The organism is Salinicola aestuarinus, from assembly GCF_003206645.1.
In the GTDB taxonomy this organism is placed as follows: domain Bacteria; phylum Pseudomonadota; class Gammaproteobacteria; order Pseudomonadales; family Halomonadaceae; genus Salinicola; species Salinicola aestuarinus.
Map to the genome: position 1 here is coordinate 1 of NZ_PZJP01000011.1, position 1,208 is coordinate 1,208.

At 65.5% G+C, this 1,208-nt stretch carries 1 protein-coding gene; it reads left to right on the forward strand.

The window, feature by feature from the left end; translation table 11 throughout:
* Window positions 1-1,208 (forward strand): Ig-like domain-containing protein (locus DOM41_RS14890; RefSeq protein ID WP_245391870.1); only part of this gene is annotated, 1,208 nt, incomplete at both ends.

Genomic DNA, 1,208 nt, shown 5'->3' on the forward strand with positions numbered 1-1,208 from the left:
TGGATAGCGGCGCAAGCACCAACGATGCCACACCACGCCTCAATGGCCAGGCCGAGGCCGGCTCGACCGTGACGGTCTTCCAGGACGACGTTGAGATCGGCACCACCACCGCCGGCAATGACGGCACCTGGTCGTTCCCGGTCGAGGCACTCCCTGACGGCGAAGTGACGTTCAGCGCCACAGCCACCGATGCTAATGGCAATGAGTCGGTGGCCAGTGATCCGTTCACCCTGACCATTGATACCACCGCCCCCAACGCCCCGATCATCGACCCGACCGACGGCGAGACCATCACCGGCACCGCCGAAGCCGGCAGCACGGTGACGCTCCGCGACGATGACGACAACGTGCTTGGCACCGTGCCCGCCGACGAGAACGGCAACTGGTCATTCACGCCCACGCCCGCATTGGCAGACGGTGCGGCAGTCACCGCAACGGCCACCGACGACGCCGGTAACACCGGCCCCGAAGGGACGGCGACGGTGGATGTCGACTTCGACGACCAGACCCCGCCAGTCGCGCCGACGCTGAACAGCGCTACCGACAACGTTGCCCCGAACGCCGGCAATCTGGACAGTGGCACGAGCACCAACGATGCCACGCCACGCCTCAATGGCCAGGCCGAGGCCGGCTCGACCGTGACGGTTTTCCAGGACGACGTTGAGGTCGGCACCACCACCGCCGGCAATGACGGCACCTGGTCGTTCCCGGTCGAGGCACTCCCTGACGGCGAAGTGACGTTCAGCGCCACAGCCACCGATGCCAACGGCAACGTTTCCACCCCCAGCGATCCGTTCACCTTAACGATCGATACCACCCCGCCGGCCGAGGGCGACAACACCGTCAGCTTCGCCGACGACGTCTACAGTGCTGACGAAGCCGATAGCGCGATCCTCACCGGTCAGATCGAGGACGGCGCATCGATTGACACACTCACGATCACCAGCGATGCCGGTGGCGAGCCCGTCGTGATCGAAGGTGTCGATATCGATCTGACGGGCGGCACGTTCTCGACCCTCGCCGACCTCTCCGGTCTCAACGACGGCACTCTCACCGCCACCCTCTCCATCACTGATGAAGCAGGTAACACGGCGGACTTCGGTGACACAGCCACGCTCGACACCCTTGCCGATGCGGCACCGCTGGCCACTCTCACCAGCAACGATGCCGATGGCCTGATCAACGCCGGTGACGCCGACACGGCCAGC